This is a genomic window from Nesterenkonia sandarakina (genome assembly GCF_013410215.1).
In the GTDB taxonomy this organism is placed as follows: Bacteria; Actinomycetota; Actinomycetes; order Actinomycetales; family Micrococcaceae; genus Nesterenkonia; species Nesterenkonia sandarakina.
On sequence record NZ_JACCFQ010000001.1, the window covers coordinates 1 to 14,482 of the forward strand.

The 14,482-nt window shown below is 63.1% G+C and carries 12 protein-coding genes and 1 pseudogene; 10 read left to right on the plus strand and 3 right to left on the minus strand.

Features of this window, described 5'->3' with window-relative positions; genetic code table 11:
• A pseudogene (locus HNR11_RS13835) lies at positions 1-241 on the minus strand (F510_1955 family glycosylhydrolase); the annotation flags it as partial.
• A 202-nt stretch (positions 242-443) separates the two neighbouring features.
• Here HNR11_RS13835 and HNR11_RS00005 point away from each other — a divergent pair.
• The 7 genes from HNR11_RS00005 to HNR11_RS00035 all read left to right on the plus strand — a co-directional run bounded on the left by HNR11_RS00005 (position 444) and on the right by HNR11_RS00035 (position 9,092).
• Positions 444-770: a heavy-metal-associated domain-containing protein gene (locus tag HNR11_RS00005; RefSeq protein ID WP_179440562.1), complete on the plus strand. Its 327-nt coding sequence runs from the start codon at positions 444-446 to the stop codon at positions 768-770.
• Between the two features lie 125 nt (positions 771-895).
• Positions 896-3,031: a copper-translocating P-type ATPase gene (locus HNR11_RS00010; protein WP_179440563.1), complete on the plus strand. Its 2,136-nt coding sequence runs from the start codon at positions 896-898 to the stop codon at positions 3,029-3,031.
• 238 nt (positions 3,032-3,269) lie between these two features.
• The gene (locus tag HNR11_RS00015) at positions 3,270-3,680 is read left to right on the plus strand and encodes a four-helix bundle copper-binding protein (protein WP_179440564.1); all 411 of its coding nucleotides are present in this window, start codon (positions 3,270-3,272) and stop codon (positions 3,678-3,680) included.
• A gap of 212 nt (positions 3,681-3,892) precedes the next feature.
• The gene (locus HNR11_RS00020; RefSeq protein ID WP_246310273.1) at positions 3,893-4,492 is read left to right on the plus strand and encodes a DUF305 domain-containing protein; all 600 of its coding nucleotides are present in this window, start codon (positions 3,893-3,895) and stop codon (positions 4,490-4,492) included.
• Positions 4,493-5,088: 596 nt separating this feature from the next.
• The gene (locus HNR11_RS00025) at positions 5,089-6,174 is read left to right on the plus strand and encodes an SDR family oxidoreductase (protein ID WP_179440565.1); all 1,086 of its coding nucleotides are present in this window, start codon (positions 5,089-5,091) and stop codon (positions 6,172-6,174) included.
• The gene (locus tag HNR11_RS00030; RefSeq protein ID WP_179440566.1) at positions 6,171-7,613 is read left to right on the plus strand and encodes a hypothetical protein; all 1,443 of its coding nucleotides are present in this window, start codon (positions 6,171-6,173) and stop codon (positions 7,611-7,613) included. Before HNR11_RS00025 ends, HNR11_RS00030 begins: the two co-directional genes overlap by 4 nt.
• Positions 7,614-7,748: 135 nt before the next feature.
• Complete coding sequence (locus HNR11_RS00035) at positions 7,749-9,092, plus strand: cytochrome P450 (RefSeq protein WP_179440567.1); 1,344 nt, start codon at positions 7,749-7,751, stop codon at positions 9,090-9,092.
• A 466-nt stretch (positions 9,093-9,558) separates the two neighbouring features.
• On the opposite strand, the gene HNR11_RS00040 is transcribed toward HNR11_RS00035, so the two are convergent.
• The gene (locus tag HNR11_RS00040; RefSeq protein WP_343050530.1) at positions 9,559-10,536 is read right to left on the minus strand and encodes a cation diffusion facilitator family transporter; all 978 of its coding nucleotides are present in this window, start codon (positions 10,534-10,536) and stop codon (positions 9,559-9,561) included.
• A complete protein-coding gene (locus HNR11_RS00045; RefSeq protein ID WP_179440568.1) occupies positions 10,533-10,988 on the minus strand; it encodes a transglycosylase SLT domain-containing protein in 456 nt (151 codons plus the stop codon). Before HNR11_RS00045 ends, HNR11_RS00040 begins: the two co-directional genes overlap by 4 nt.
• A gap of 506 nt (positions 10,989-11,494) precedes the next feature.
• Between HNR11_RS00045 and HNR11_RS00050 the strand changes: the two genes are divergently transcribed.
• From HNR11_RS00050 to HNR11_RS13905, 3 genes are read left to right on the plus strand one after another with little or no spacing between them, the layout of a single operon-like run.
• On the plus strand, positions 11,495-12,706 hold the full coding sequence (locus HNR11_RS00050) for an alcohol dehydrogenase catalytic domain-containing protein (RefSeq protein ID WP_179440569.1): 1,212 nt from the start codon (positions 11,495-11,497) through the stop codon (positions 12,704-12,706).
• A gap of 40 nt (positions 12,707-12,746) precedes the next feature.
• Positions 12,747-14,099, plus strand: coding sequence for a GntP family permease (locus HNR11_RS00055; protein WP_179440570.1), 1,353 nt, complete (start codon positions 12,747-12,749; stop codon positions 14,097-14,099).
• A complete protein-coding gene (locus HNR11_RS13905; protein WP_343050531.1) occupies positions 14,096-14,479 on the plus strand; it encodes a YrhK family protein in 384 nt (127 codons plus the stop codon). The genes HNR11_RS00055 and HNR11_RS13905 overlap by 4 nt, the downstream gene beginning before the upstream one ends.
• The last annotated feature ends 3 nt before the right edge of the window (positions 14,480-14,482 follow it).

The following is a 14,482-nucleotide window of genomic DNA, read 5'->3' on the forward strand; positions in this document are numbered from 1 at the left end:
CCTCCTGGACGCGGAACAGGCCGTAGTGGGTAGCTAGCACTACCACTCCATCGGAGGGATCACGCGCGATGCCATGGACATGACCGACCGCAGCGTCGCCCTGGGAATCTGCACCGTTCTGGGGTCCTGCGCCGGTGCCGGTTCGTTCTGAGGAATCAGGTCCGGCGCAGGCGGTGACAGCACCGGCCCCCAGCAGGCCGAGTCCTCCTGTGAGCAGGAGCCTTCGGGTCAAGGTCGCCATAAAGCCTTTCCGGTTCATACCGCGGGTTTGCCGAGGAGATCGACCCCCAATTTTATCTGCCGTCCTGCCGCTGACAGGCTCGGTTTTTCTGAAGATTCAATGAAGCTGAGTACGAAAACCAGCTCTTGCACCATACCCCCTGGGGGTATATACATGGCGTAAGAGAAACCCGTGCCGTCCGAGTCGATCCAAGGAGCCTGAGATGACCACCGAATCCCGCCCGACCCTGCCGATGGCCTCCACCGGCTGCAGCTGCTGCGCCCCGTCCACCACTAACGACCGAGAAGTGTCCTCCCCTCCCTCTGCAGAGCTCTCGACCAGAACCACCTCCTACGCCGTGGAAGGCATGACCTGCGGACACTGTGTCGGCACGGTCATCGAAGCCATCAAGGCGCTGGAAGGAGTCGAAGATGTGCGGATCGATCTGCAAGCCGGCGGTGTTTCTACTGCAACCGTGACCGGTTCAACCGCCTCTGCGGCCTTGCGCACCGCGATCGAGGACGCTGGTTACTCCCTGGCCAGATCCTGAGCACTGAGTCCTGAGCGCTAAGTTCAGAGCACTCATCAGGCGATCTCGCGCTGACTCTCCCGCAACCCCTTGACCTCCGGAATCCCTCGGACTGCTGATTCCCCGGGCTCAGTGGAAGGAACACGATGAGCACCCCGCACCACCACGGCGACCATGTTGACGCCGACACCCACGGACAGGCCATGCCCGACGCTCACGCCCACTCGGGCCTGGACGAGGACCATCAGAAACACAGTCACGGAGAACACGCAGGGCACTCCACGGCGATGTTCAAGAACAAGTTCTGGGTCTCCCTGGTGCTCGCGATCCCGGTGGTCATCTTCAGCCCCATGGTGGGACACCTTCTCGGCTACGACCTCCCCGAGTTCCCCGGCGCTACCTGGATCGCCCCAGTCCTGGGCACCGTGATCTTCTTCTACGGTGGGACTCCCTTCCTCAAAGGCGGGCTCACTGAGCTGAAGTCCCGCCAACCGGGCATGATGCTGCTCATCGCCATGGCCATCACCGTGGCGTTCATCGCGTCCTGGGTCACCACCCTGGGAATCGGGGACTTCAACCTCGACTTCTGGTGGGAACTGGCGCTGCTGGTGGTGATCATGCTGCTGGGGCACTGGATGGAGATGCGCGCCCTGGGCGCCGCCTCCTCCGCCCTGGACACCCTGGCTGAACTTCTGCCCGATGAGGCAGAGAAACTCATCGACGGTGAGCCCACCACCGTCTCCATCGGCGAACTGACCGTCGATGACATCGTGCTGGTTCGCTCCGGAGCGCGGGTCCCGGCTGATGGAACGATCACTGATGGTGCAGCCGCGTTCGACGAGTCCATGATCACCGGGGAATCCCAGGCGGTCTCACGCGAGGTCGGTGACACCGTGGTCGCGGGCACAGTAGCCACCGACAGCGCCGTGCGAGTCCGAGTCGGGGCAACAGGTGAGGACACCACCCTGGCCGGCATCCAGCGGATGGTGGCCGATGCCCAGGAATCCTCCTCCAGGGCCCAGGCCCTGGCAGACCGCGCCGCCGCCCTGTTGTTTTGGTTCGCCCTGGCCGCAGGGATGCTCACTGCCATCGCCTGGACCATCCTCGGCAGCCCCGACGATGCGGTGGTGCGCACGGTCACCGTATTGGTCATCGCCTGCCCCCACGCCTTGGGGCTCGCCATCCCGCTGGTCACTGCCATCTCCACCGAACGGGCAGCCCGCTCCGGAGTGCTGATCAAAGACCGGTTGGCGCTGGAGCGGATGCGCACCATCGACGTCGTGCTCTTCGACAAGACCGGGACACTCACCCAGGGTGCTCATGCCGTCACGGGCACCGCTGCGGCTGCCGGGACCAGCGAGGGACGCCTGTTGGCCTATGCCGCAGCGGCGGAGGCCGACAGTGAGCACCCGGTGGCTCGAGCCATCGTCACCGCCGCCGGGGACAATGCGGAGGCCGCGCAACTGGGTCTGCGTGGGACCGGGTTTCACTCCACCTCCGGCCGCGGTGTGATGGCCACCGTCGACGGCACCGAGATCACTGTCGGCGGACCCAACATGCTCCGTGAGCACAACGTAGCCGTCCCCTCTGACGTCGCTGAGCACACACAGGCCTGGACCGACCGTGGTGCGGGCGTCCTTCATGTTCTCGCCGACGGAGAGGTCATCGGGGCACTGGCAATGGAGGACAAGGTCAGGCCTGAATCTCGGGCCGCAGTGGCAGCTCTGCAGGCCCGCGGGGTGAAGGTCGCCATGATCACCGGGGACGCGAACCAGGTCGCCCAAGCGGTAGGCGCTGAGCTGGGCATCGATAAAGTCTTCGCAGAGGTCATGCCCCAGGACAAGGACACCAAGGTCGCCCAGCTGCAGGAACGCAGAAACACTGTGGCCATGGTCGGAGACGGCGTCAACGACGCCCCCGCCCTGGCCCGGGCTGAGGTCGGCATCGCCATCGGCGCCGGCACCGATGTGGCTATGGAGTCTGCCGGAGTCGTCCTTGCCGGCAATGACCCTCGGGCGGTGCTGTCAATGATCGAGCTGTCCCGGACCAGTTACACCAAGATGGTCCAGAACCTCGTATGGGCCGCAGGTTATAACGTCGTCGCAGTTCCCCTGGCAGCAGGGGTGCTCGCGCCCATCGGGTTCGTGCTCTCCCCCGCCGTCGGGGCGATCCTGATGTCGGTGTCGACCATTGTGGTGGCGCTCAACGCTCAGCTCCTACGCCGCATCGACCTCAACCCCGCACACCTAGCCGCCACCGAAACAGGCCGGTTGGTTCCCTGAAGATTTGATGAAGCTTGAGCGCGAGAGGTGCTCTTGACGTGACTCCTCCTCCACACGGGACCACACTCAACGCAGGGAGGTTAGCGCAGGGTCCGTAGCGCGGTAGTCGGTCCTAGTCTGTGCATCGTCTCCCGTGACGAAGCAACTACACGGGCACGGTTCAATCCTTCCAAGATGCACTTGAGTTTGATCTCTAATATTCGACAACCGAAGCAGAAATTGACGAAGGAGCAACATCATGACTCATCACGTGACGTCCATGCTGGACACGTATCCGAAAGATATTTCGTGGGTGGACAAGCAGAAGCTGGCTGAGTGCATCGAAGCGTGTTTCGAGTGCGCTCAGACCTGTACCGCCTGCGCCGACGCGTGCCTTGCAGAAGACATGGTGGCGGAACTGACCACCTGCATTCGAACAAACGCGGACTGCGCCGATATTTGTGCGATGACCGGCAACGTTCTTTCCCGGCAGACCGGGGTCAATATTGATCTGGTCCGCGCCGTTGTCGAAGCATGCCGCATCGCTTGCCGGGCCTGCGCGGATGAGTGCGCTCAGCACGCTGACCATCACGAGCACTGCCGCGTCTGCGCCGAGGCGTGCCGCCGGTGCGAGCATGCCTGCGCCGACCTGCTGGCCTCCCTGGGCTGAGCACTATCCCGGGCGGCTCCCCGCGGCCCGGATTGCCACGGGAGCTGCCCGGGAGGTTCGGGCGGACGCTCTAGCATTTCGCGGCACACCTCAGGGATGCGGCCTGCTCGAAAGCCTTCTCCTTGGCCGTTCGGAGCGGGCATTCTCATCCGAATTTTCTGGACTGAATAGACACGCAGTCCCTCAACCCCTCAGAGAACGGAGCTTGCCCCATGTCAGATACTCACCAGGACCGCACGCAGGGCCGCGGTCACCAGGGCAAGCACTCCTCGCATCAGATGAAGATGTATCTACGGTTCGGGGCCATGATCCTGACCGGGATGGTGGTGATGTACGGCGTCATGTTCGTCAGCACCTGGGAGTGGAGCCACGTGCGCCTGAGTGAAAGCCGCATGATCATGGCGCTGACCATGGGCGGTACCATGGGACTGGTGATGTTCGCGTGGATGATGAACATGTACAAGAACACCAAGGCCAACATCGCCGTCGTCGTGATCAGCGTGCTGCTGCTCGGCACTGGTGTCGCCCTGGACCGCAGTCAAGTGACGGTGCAGGACACGGGGTACATGAAGTCGATGATCCCGCACCATTCGATGGCGATCACTCGTTCGGAACGTGCGAACCTCGACGATGTCCGGGTGTGTGAGCTCGCGGTGGCGATCAGTGAGGCTCAGCGGCGCGAGATCGCGGAGATGGATTGGCTGATCCAGGACATCGACAGCAACGGCACCGCCACCACCGCTGAGGAGGCAGAGTCTCGTCCGGTCCCCGAGTACGACGACACCGCCGACCTCGAATGCCCCACAGACTGAGTGGGCTCTCCCAGACTCCAAACTAGTTGGCCTGGATTCAACCATCCTCGGAGTATCGCCAACCGCACTCAGCTAACGTTGTATGACCGATCGGGCATTCCCTCAGCGCCCGTCTCCTTCTAGACCACGAGCCCCGAAAGGTTCGAGTGATTCTGCTGAGGGGTCCGTGAGGTCATCTGCGTCCTCAAAATCTCCCTGATGGAGCCACGGCCGCAAGGTAAGCATTGACCGTCAGGTACCAGAATCACTAACCATCGTCTGCGTCCGTAAGCCGATCCTTCACCGTGCGCTTAGTCGGGCGGGTTATACGTGCACCACGGAGTCGCGTTTGTATCGACTTGTGAGTCGCGGTGCTATAGAAGCGCACCAACCGCGGAAGAGGACCCGGGACGCGTCACACACCTGGCTTCAGAGTGAACATACTGTTAGTCGCAGTGAGAACGGTGATCCATCCGCTGCGGTCCATCGACGTCTCGAGCGAGCGTAGGAGGCCCGGATAACGCACAACAGCGGCCTACCTCACCGGATCGGAGAATGGCGTTCGCGGCAGCACTAATGTCCAGCCACTGCCAAGATCGACTGCGTAGCGTAAATGCATGAGTGCAACTCACAAGATCAGAGATTCTGTCGTTGTCATCACCGGCGCGTCCTCCGGCATAGGACGGGCCACCGCGCTGCGGTTCGCCAAAGCTGGTGCCGACCTCGTGCTCGCAGCGCGTCGCGAACCCGCACTGCAGGAGGTGGCCGCCCAGTGTCGCAAGCACGGTGTACGAGCACTGGTCGTCCCGGCCGACGTCACTGATTCCGAAGCCGTTGAGGCTCTGGCGGATGCAGCGGTGGAGGCCTTTGGACGGATCGATGTATGGGTCAATAATGCCGCAGTTTCACTGTTCGGTGCCTTGAACAGCACACCCCTCGAGGATTTCCGCCGGGTCCTGGATGTCAACATCATGGGTTACGTCCACGGGTCACGTGCCGCGGTGAAGCATTTCCGTCGTCAGAAGACCGGCGTGCTTATCAATGTTTCCTCTGTGGTGGGCGAGGTGCCACAGCCGTTCACCGCCTCCTATTCCATCTCCAAGGCGGGCATCAACGCGCTCTCGGCCAGCGTCCGCTCCGAGTTGTTCCTAGAGAAGCTCCAGGACGTCCACGTGGTCACCGTGCTGCCCCCGACTGTTGACACTCCTTTATTCGACGAGGTGGCCAACTACACGGGGCGTCGCGTTGTGCCGATGCCGCCGGTCTACTCGCCCCAGCGCGTAGCCGCCACCATCTTGAAGGGTGCGAAGAAGCCTCAGCATGAAATGCCCGTCGGCCAGGTAGCCCGACAGATGCTCAGACAGCATCGAATCTCTCCTGCGACGGCAGAGAAGATGATGGCCAAGCAGGTAGACAAGAAACACCTCTCCCGCACCGAGCCCTCCCGTGCGAACGCGGGAAACCTCTATGAGCCTGCCCCGTATAAGAGCGCAGACGTCCAGGGCGGATGGGACGGCCGGAAGCGGCAAGCCGCACGCCGTCTCCTAACGCTCGCGGCACTGGGCGGCGGCACCCTCGTCGCCGTGCCCGTCGCGATTAAGGCGGGCAAGGCGACGCTGGCCGTGGCAGCTACCCAGGCAAGCCGAAAATTATCCGCCAACGCTGGCAAGAAGGCCCTCTCGAAGGTCGGAGGTCGTCGATGATGCGTGCCAAGAAGGCCAAGAAGTTCGTGCAGCGTCTACAGGGTGCGCAGATGATCACTGATTTCGAGTGTTCTATCAACGCTGTGCGCGCCACGGCCAGCTACCTGCGCGGCCATGGACACGGGGCGATGTCCACAGGTCCAAGCAGCCGCGTGCTCGGCAAACTCGGCTCCCTTCCTCCGTCCCGTGTGCGCGCAGAGGCATTCCGGATGGCAGCGAGACCACAAGGCTTACCGCTGGAGCAGGCCCGGGAAATCGACGTGGATCTCATCGACACCTGGGTGACGCAGCAGTACGGTCCCGGCCCGTATCCAGCGGTGCTGATCGGTGCACCCAACGGAGCCGCCTTCCACCTTTCTGCAGCCTTGGGGGTGCCGTTTCTGCCGCAGACCACACTGGTCTCGGTCAAGGACACCGGAACTCATGAGGATGACCCAGTCCAAGCGATGGAGGCTCTGGCGCCCACTGCGCAGCTGATTGCGCAGAACAATCCGCGCGTGAAGGTCTATCACATGCATGATCCAGCCCAGGATCGTCCCATGATGCAGCAGCTGGCCTTCATGCGGCTCAAGCGTCTCTCCCTGGGGCCGGTCTATGAGAAGTTCCTGCGGGAACGCCTGGCCCCGGGTGCGACCATCATTCAGCTCGAGAACACACGAGATTGGCGCACCACATCCACCGGGGAGCGCACCGTGTTCCAGTTCGGCTGCCTGGGCGGGGTCCCCGAAGAGGAGTTCCACAACAGCGGGGAACGGATCAAGAAGTTCCTGGAACAGGAGAACTCCTCATACCGTCGCTGGGATCCGCCGCAGACAGATGACCGCAGTCCCGACGGTGAGTGGGGGTGGGATCCCGCCTTGGACGACAGCATCGCCCGGGTCGCCGAAGAGTCCAACCTGCAGCGCCGGCGACTGGTGGTCAACGAGCCTCAGGACGCTTCTGGCTTCATCGCGGAGCTCTATCGGGACTGGTATCGCAGCATGGGTTGGGAGGATAACCGCCTGTTGGTCCAGACCTACGCGCACGTTGATCCCGCTTGGACCCTGAATACCGGCTCCGTCCCACTGTGGAACAGGTTCCACGCCAGTCCGGAGTTCGATTCGGTGCAGGCTTACCTGGAGCAGGCACGCCCTTACGAGGACGTCTACATCAGTCTCTTCGCCCACGGCCTGGATTCACCCGGGATTGTTCCCATCGAAGACTGGGAGATATTGGCGCAGCGCCACGCCACCCGTCAGGGGAAGGTGATCGGCGTCGATCATGACGCCCACCCCATCGATCCCGGAGCGGTCTTCCGCTACCAGAAGGCGATCAAGGACATCCCGGCCCGCAAGCCAGCACCGAGCCCGCTGACGGTAAGTCTCATCGACGAGTTCTACCGGCGAGCGACCACCGAACAGAGCGGCGCCATCGGTCACGCACAGTGGCTGGTTCCATGACGTCGTCGAGTCGCGCACTCCACGGCTGAAAACTCCTGGAGACGCAGAGACACCGCAAAAGGGTCAGCGCGACGGGTGGAGCGATCAACCCTCAAGTGATCAATCAATGAGAAGTCAACCGCAAGAGGAGGCGCCATGACCGCAGAATCGATCTCCCCCGTGAAGAATCCGCTCCCGAAGGCCACCCTGATGGAGACCGCCCAGGTGCTCCGCGACGTGCAGATTCCGATGATCGCCAAGGGCCCCATCATCCGGCGCCCCAAGGTCGTGGCCGCTTCAGAACGCTTAGACCTCGACGGTCGGGCCGTGCGCAGGACCCAGACCCTGGCCAACAAATATGGCCGGGGCCCGCTGATGTTGAACATCCCAGGTCGTGACATGGCGTTGATCCTGGATCCCGACGACGTCCACCGCGTGTTAGAGGATTCCCCTGAGCCCTTCGCCACCGCCGAGACGCTCAAGACCAGCGCGCTGAAGCATTTCGAGCCCAAGGTGGCCCTGATCTCCCACGGGGCCGAGCGCGCCCAGCGTCGTCGTCTCAACGAGGAGGCCCTGGACCACGGACACCCAATCCATCACATGGCCGCCACCTTCATGCCAGTGGTCAAAGAGGAAGCCAAGGCGCTGGTGGACCAGGTGCGCGGCAGCGGCGGGACGCTCGACTATCAGACCTTCATCGATGCATGGTTCCGGGTCGTCCGGCGCGTGGTCCTGGGTGATTCCGCCCGCGAAGACACCGAGCTCACCGAGCTGACCGAGAAGCTGCGCGCCGACGGGAATTGGGGGTTCTTCAAGCCCGTGGACAAAAGCGGTCGTGCGGAACTACTCGATCGCATACAAGCGGCGCTGGACCGGGCAGAGCCCGGAAGCGTGGCGGCTTTCATGGCTCAGCTGCCTAAAGAATCAGACGCCGAGCCGGCCCAGCAGATCCCACAGTGGCTCTTCGCCTTCGATCCTGCAGGGATGGCGACCTTTCGCGGACTGGCGCTGCTGGCCGCAGATCCTAAGACCCTGGATGCCGCCCGGCGGCAGATCCGGGAGGAGCAGGAAGAGGCTGCTCCGATGCTTCCGCTGCTGCGCTCCACCGTGCTGGAGTCCCTGCGCCTTTGGCCCACCACACCGATGATTCTGCGCGAGACCACCACAGAGGTGGAGTTCGACCACGGGGTGATGCCAGCTGGGACCTCTGTGCTGGTCTTCGCCCCGTTCTTCCACCGCGACGACCGGAATCTGGATTTCGCGCACCGCTTCGCACCAGAGCTGTGGGGGCGCCCGCGCACCCGGAAGGACTGGCCGCTGGTACCCTTCAGCGCCGGGCTGGGAATCTGCCCAGGACGGCACCTGGTGCTGCTGTTGACCTCGAACTTCATGGCCGAGATCCTCGGCCACAGCGAGCTTGAACTGCAGTCACACACCCTCGATCCGGAGAGCCTCCCCTCACTACTGAACAACTATGGTCTGCGGTTCCGGCTGCACTGAGAAAACCGGCACAGGTCTTGGAGGCGCCGTCACAGCATTGCTCCGTGGACCTGTGCCCAGCGGGGACGCGCCCGCGGTCTCGGGAACTCACCTGCAAACTCCGAGCCCACCGGCATCTCAGCACGGGACGAGAATCCAGAAGATTCGGCACCACGGACCGAGGCTCCAAGCCCCGGTGGAAACGAGGCCGCTAGAAAGGAAGCATGAGCTCTTCCACCCCGAAACGACGAGTAGTCCCCCGGTGGGCCTCCCTCAAGACCCTCCCGCTGGGGGCGGCGGGGGCCGCTCTGGCAGTCCCGTTCACTGCAAGGTTGTGGGTCCTCACGGTTGGCGGCAACGTCACCCCATGGCGCGGGTCACGGAATGGGCGCTGAAACCGCTGCGCTCCGTGCTCTAATCCCTGCGAGCGATCGATATCTCTACGGTTGAGCGGCAACTGACCAGCCAGTCGCTCTGGATCCACACCTCAAGTTCCTATGTGAACCTCTGCAGGAAGTGTCGCGACCGGTGCCACCACGACGTCTGCGAGCTTCCAATCCATCTCAACAATTCCAGCTCGAAGTTCTTGGAGCTGGCCCAGGGTCAGTGAGGCACCGTCTTTGGGCACGATGAATAGTTCCGTATGGAAGACGTGCCCCTGGTCCCGGACCCGGGCGCCGGCGTCTTGGACCCACTCGAGACCGCGCGCATAATTCTCAACCGCCATGATCAACGGGTGAGGCGCGTTTCCCTCAATGGTGCGTGCCCGAGAATCGGTCAGGTCCGTGACCGCCACTGACATGTTGCTCACGCCGTCTTTGACGACGCTGAGTCCCACGAAGATCGCGGCGGCGGCATCGAACCACCACAGGCCGAACCCCACCCCCGCGACACCTACAGCGGTGCCCAAGCTGGTCCGCCAATCAGCCTTGAGCATGTCTGCATCGGCGTAGAGCACTTTGTCGTGCAGAGCGCCAGCGAGTTTGATCTTCATCCGTCCCAAGATCACTGGCACCGGAATGAGCAGCAGCATCACCACGATCATGAACCACCCCTGCCAGAGGGTGTGGCCGAAGAGGTGAAACGTGCCGATGGGCGGATGCTCACCCTTCACCAGGCCAATCGCGGACTCCAGGATCAGGAGCGATCCCATCACCAATAGTGCCGCGGCGGAGATCAGATGCCCCACCCCTACAGCGCGGTGCTGACCATAAGGCCTCCGACGCGTAGGCGGCTTCTTGATGATGGCCACGGCTACGAGGAATGCGATAGGAGGAATCAGAGCGAGCATGTCTTCGACCCACGCAGCCCTCATAGCCTGGGAATTCCCCATGACCGCGGCAATGAGCGAAACGGTGACGACTAAATACCCTATGGTGAACCATTCCAACCGGATCGCTCGGCGGACGGTCTGCTGAAGCTCCGGCGGCAGCTCGGTGCGCCCGAAGTTTAAGTCCTTTTTCACTGTGGCTCTGGAGAGGATTCGTCGAGATATGCCTCGAGTGTGGTGAGGAACTGGTTCTCTCCCATCGGTGCCGCGAGGACGAACTCAGTCACGGTGCCATCCGGAGCAGCGCGTTCCACGTAAGAACGCGTGATGGCCGCGTGAGTCGACCACGGTGTGTCTGTGGTGAAGCCCCCCGCGCCCAGATGGAGGTCACCTTCCTCGATGGCGGTCATGACAGCTTCCTCACCCGCTACCGTCCATTCGACATCGGCGTCGATCCGATCCGCGAACCCTTCGATGAGCTCCACTTCAGTCCCGCTCGGTGCAGGTCCTGTGGCATCGACGTGGGGCGGGTGGTGCACGATGCCCACTCGCAGGGTTGAGCCCGACACCTCATCCAGAGTTCTCTCCGGGTCCGCTGGGTAACCCGAGGATGTACAACCCATCAAGGTCAATGCCGCGACAGCCACGAGAGCGCCTCCACCTAAGGAGCGCACCAGTAGGTGAATCGCCACTGAACCCTCCCTCCTATGTGAGGTCACTGACCGTCCACAAACCCCAGCGAAAGATGAACCACTACTGGTCCGCTGGAGACTCTGATCAGCTTCGATCATGATTACCACTCTCGAGGAAAAGCTGCCAGAGCGCCACAGCCCGCGCATCGACTGTTGAGAAGCATGTCTTTACGTTCTGGGACCTGACCGATATCTTGAAATCAGCTCTAGCCACGGGCCCAACCCTTCGACACGGGGCCCAGCTATCGAGCACACACTCCTCCAGCCCTCGCTGCAGAAATCGCCTCCTGCCGCGACCTCGGAGCAGGCGAGCAAGCATTCGCCGCGATCCGCCAACTCACAGAGTCGCCCGAACGTCCTGCCACCGGAGGCTTTCTCCGGGGAATCTGGCCCACTCCAGCGACGCAACTACATCCATTCCAGCTCCCCGTACTTCTTAGAACCTGTGAAGGAGTTTTCTCATGAAGGCACTTGTATGGCACGGCGTAGGCGATATTCGTCTCGACAGTGTCCCCGACCCCAAGGTCCAGGAGTCCACTGATGCGATCGTGCGCATCACTCGCAGCGCGATCTGCGGAACCGATCTCCACTTCATCCGGGGCACGATGGCCGGGATGCGCGAAGGCACGATCCTCGGTCACGAGGCTGTGGGCGTGGTCGAGGAAGTCGGCGCCGCAGTGCGCGGACTGACCCCCGGGGACCGGGTCCTGGTGTGCTCCACCATGTCCTGCGGGGTCTGCCGCTACTGCCGGATGGGCCAGACAGCACAGTGCGATGTCGCCAACCCCAACGGCCCTCAAGCCGGTACCTGTTTCTTCGGAGGCCCTGCCCCCACCGGTTCTGTCGACGGGCTGCAGGCTGAATATGCGCGAATCCCGTGGGCTGCCAACACGCTGATCCCGTTGCCGGAGAAGATCTCCGACGACGACGCCCTGCTGCTCTCCGACATCTTCCCCACCGCCTGGTTCGGCGCCGAGCTGGCCGGGATCAGGCGCGGCGACACCGTGGCCGTCTACGGGGCAGGGATCGTGGGACAACTGGCCATCGCCTCGGCCTACCGCCAAGGAGCCGGGCGAGTCTGGGCCATCGACGGAGTCCAGACGCGGCTGGTCAAGGCAGCGGAGCAGAAGGCAGAGGTCATCGACTTCAACCGTGAAGACCCGGTGGAGGCCCTCATGGACGCCACCCTGGGAGTCGGAGTCGATGCGGTGATCGAAGCGGTAGGAGTCGATGCCCAGCGACCCACCCGCGGACCAGCCGCGCAGAAGTACGCCGCCCAGGCAGAGAAGTTCGACGCCGAGGTCGCCCAGACCGCACCCGAGACCAACATCGAAGGCGAGAACTGGGTACCGGGCGACGCGCCCTCGCTCTCTGCGCAGTGGGCGGTGGAATCGGTAGCCAAATACGGACGGATCGGCATGATCGGGGTCTTCTCTCCGGACCTGACATCATTCCCGCTCGGGATGGCCACGAACAAGAACCTCACCCTGCGTGGCGGCAACTGTGACCACCGCTCGGTGACGCCGCCGCTGTTGGACCTGGTGGCCGGCGGGTTGTTCGACCCCCCGCCGTTCATCACCCAGGAAGAACCGTTGGACGACGTCGTTGAGGCGTATCTGAGCTTCGACCGTCGAGAGGAGGGTTGGCTGAAGACCGTTCTGGCCCCGCAGTGAACACCCCCGAGAGCCGGCCCACCCGACCCTAGGAGATCCCATGTCCACCGCAGCCCTGTTATTGACCATCGCAGGCGCCGTCGTCGTGCTCTTCCTGCTCATCATGCAGCTGAAACTCCACGCCTTCGTCGCCCTGCTGCTGACCAGCATCCTCACCGCTGTGATCGTGGGGATCCCGCTTCACGAGATCATCGATACCGTCGAAGAGGGCATGGGCGGGGTCCTGGGCTTCGTCGCGATCATCGTGGGCCTGGGCGCAATGTTCGGCCAGGTCCTACGCGCCACCGGCGCGGCCGAGAAGATCGCCGACACCCTGGTGGAGGCCTTCGGAGAGAAGCGTCTCCCCTGGTCTTTGGGTGCGACCGGTCTGATCCTGGCGATCCCGGTCTTCTTCGACGTCTTGTTAGTGATGCTGATGCCGCTGGTGTTCAGTCTGGTGCGCAAAGCTCAGACCACCCTTGTGGTGCTCGCGCTGCCGCTGCTGGCAGGGATCAGCGCGGGCCACAGTCTGGTCCCACCCACGCCCGGTCCGGTGGCGGCTGCCGGGGTGCTCGGAGCTGACCTGGGGTGGGTGATCGCTTTGGGCCTGGCTGCCAGTGTGCCTGCGGTGATTCTGGGTGGGGTGTTCTACGGGAAGTTCATCAGCCGGTACGTCACCGTCGGGGTGCCTGAGGACCTTGATCAAGACGATGAGGACGAGGACGGACCCGAGTCGGACTCCACGCCCAGCTTCCCGCTGATCCTGACCATCCTGGCTATCCCGCTGGCGCTGATCCTGGGAAACACCGCCTCAGAGGCGCTGTTGGATGAGGACCACATGGTCACCCAGGTCCTCGCCTTGGTAGGAGACCCGATCGTCGCGCTGATCATCGCGGTCCTGTTGGCGTTCTACGTCCTGGGCGCACGGCGTGGGCTGGGTCGCGAGGACCTGCAGAAGGTGGCCTCCAGCGCGCTGACCCCGGTGGGTCTGATCCTGCTGGTCACCGGTGCTGGCGGGGTCTTCGGTCAGGTGCTGGAGGACTCCGGGGTCGGTGAGGCGCTCGAGGAGACGGTCGGCGGCCTTGGGGTCCCGGTGATCGTCCTGGCGTTTCTGACCGCCGCGCTGCTGCGCATCGCGCTGGGCTCCGGCACGGTGGCCACGGTGACTGCTGCCGCGATCATCGCGCCGCTGCTGGAGGGCGGCGAGCATACAGCCGGGATGGTGGCGGCGGTGGTGGTGGCCATCGGCGCCGGCGCCACAGTGCTCTCTCACGTTAATGACTCCGGGTTCTGGCTGGTCAACCGGTACCTGGGTCTGAATGAGAAGCAGACGCTGATGACCTGGACAGCCATGCAGACCATCCTCGGGGTCACTGCCTTCGGCACAGTCTGGGCGATCAGCCTGGTCGTGTGACTGTCGACGTCCTGGTCGATGGTGAGACAGCCTCAAGTTGGGACCTTTACCAGTCCGAGAAACTGAAGAAGGAGACGATTGTGGCTATTTTCTCTCACGAGAACCCACCAAAGAGCCCGCGGGACGTGCGCATCTACGCGGCATTCGAGCTGCTCTACACCGGACTCGACGTCGGCGCGTCGATCATGTTCCTCACCGGCAGCATCTTGTTCTTCTCAGGATCCACCATGACCGCTGGCACTGTCTGCTTCCTGGTGGGTTCCCTCTTCTTCTTGGCCAAGCCGGTCTCCCGCTTCATCCGCGAACTGATCTTCACCCGAACGAACACTGGCATCCAGGAACTTGCCGACAGAGCAACCCCAGGACTCCGCGAACGCTGAAGA